A 1,641-nucleotide genomic window follows, 5' to 3' on the forward strand; every position below is an offset into this window, starting at 1 on the left:
TAGCGGTAGCCCCTAGAATCATCAGTCAATGCAAGGTGGTATATATCAATGTTGCCGAGTACTGTTTCTTGCGGGGATGCAGGTGGGAGTATGAGTTTGTTTAAAGGAATTCTTATTTTCTTAGTTGTTTTCATTTTTTATCCTTTGTATAAAATATTATTTTTTTATGTTCTTGTTCATGACTATACGAAAAAGAATTTGGTGTGGGCAAAATAGATATTTGCCCACGAACTCTGCTGCCGCTACAAGTCTCTCAAACTGTTTTTAATGTAAAAATTAGCATCGACATCAGACAAGACGGTAACTATCTCATGACGGAATTTGAGCCAATCCACACTCTGTTCGATGCTTTTGTTGTGGTTGATTTTCCCGACCTTCCAGTGGTCAACTATCGGATGAATCCTTTTAACAAGCTCAATGGCCTGTTGGGGGTCAATAACCGGTTCCATGGAAACCCAGGTTTTTATTCCCAAGTCATGTGCCTTGGCGATGGTCTTGATCCTGTCTTCTACAGATGCGGCACCCGGTTCCCATTGATCAACTGAACTCTGTTCGGTAAATACAAGACTGGTTCCGAATCTGGCCTTTGGGTAGGTTGAAAGAAGATCCAAATCTCTGCTTGCTCGGGAACCTCCTTTCGTAAGGATAGTAAACAGCAGGTTATATTTCATGAGGATTTTGATGATTTCCCTGATTAGCATCAGCTTCATTTCTATAGGCTGATACGGGTCGCCAATAAAACTTAGAAGAATCTCGGGAACATCCTCATAGCCTGACAACTTCTTTGCATCCTTTTCAAAACGCTCCAAAAAGTTTACTTTTGGATCAGCACCTGCGAAATAGCCACTTTTCGTTTTGAAGAGACAACCTGGGGCGTAACAGTACACACAGCTGTGAGTGCAGCCTTTGTAAGGGTTAGATGCTAATTCTGCATATTCTCCAGCTTTACCTTTAGGTCTGTAAATGACATTCAGGTTTTCAAGTTTATAGTTTTTCATTTTCAATTAAATCTCCCTATTTAGAGTATCAGCTCATTTATCATTTCATCTAAATCAATTTCGGATGTTGATCTGAAGTTTTCCAGCCACTCATCAATTTCTACTTTCCTGATCCTGATCAGCCTACCGGCACTGCCGATCCGATAAAATGGAATTGGATGTGTTGGGTCTTTCATTAGATCTCGAAACAGCCTTTCAGATATTCTCAGATAATCGGCTGCTTCAGAAACTGTAAATACTTCTTGTATTCCTATTCCTCGAATCGTGTTTTTTAGTTTCTTGCCATTTTTCAAGACTGTACCTCCAATTCTAATCTTTGAGGTTTGATTGACGTCAAAATGCTGTTTTAATTAGTAATTCTATCTGCAGATGGCTTGTATCTTACGACCTCGAATCGATTCCGTCATCTCCTATAAAATTTTCTTATAGGAGATGACTCTCACTAAAAAAACAGCTACTGTTGGGGGTTAATTCTCCTCCGATTCCCATTTGTTAGGTTCAATTGACGTCAAACGCTTCAACCTTGTAGGTAATACTCTCTGCAGATGTCTTGTACCTTATCCCCTTGAATCAATCCCAATCCTAAAGCGAAGCTTTTTTAGGATTTGAGCTCTCACCTATAGCGCTCAGCAAAACTGATACA

Annotated in this window: 2 protein-coding genes; both read right to left on the bottom strand. The window is 39.9% G+C overall.

What is annotated here, in order from left to right:
- Positions 1-242: 242 nt before the first annotated feature.
- On the bottom strand, positions 243-998 hold the full coding sequence (locus tag MTBBW1_RS21345; protein ID WP_080806942.1) for an SPL family radical SAM protein: 756 nt from the start codon (positions 996-998) through the stop codon (positions 243-245).
- A gap of 20 nt (positions 999-1,018) precedes the next feature.
- A complete protein-coding gene (locus MTBBW1_RS21350; protein ID WP_186441609.1) occupies positions 1,019-1,291 on the bottom strand; it encodes a helix-turn-helix domain-containing protein in 273 nt (90 codons plus the stop codon).
- Positions 1,292-1,641 lie beyond the last annotated feature (350 nt).

The organism is Desulfamplus magnetovallimortis (assembly GCF_900170035.1).
Classification (GTDB): domain Bacteria; phylum Desulfobacterota; class Desulfobacteria; order Desulfobacterales; family Desulfobacteraceae; genus Desulfamplus; species Desulfamplus magnetovallimortis.

Bases quoted from the DNA above. Each gene is read 5' to 3' on its own strand.
- MTBBW1_RS21345 (WP_080806942.1), bottom strand. From the start codon at position 998: ATGAAAAACTATAAACTTGAAAACCTGAATGTCATTTACAGACCTAAA.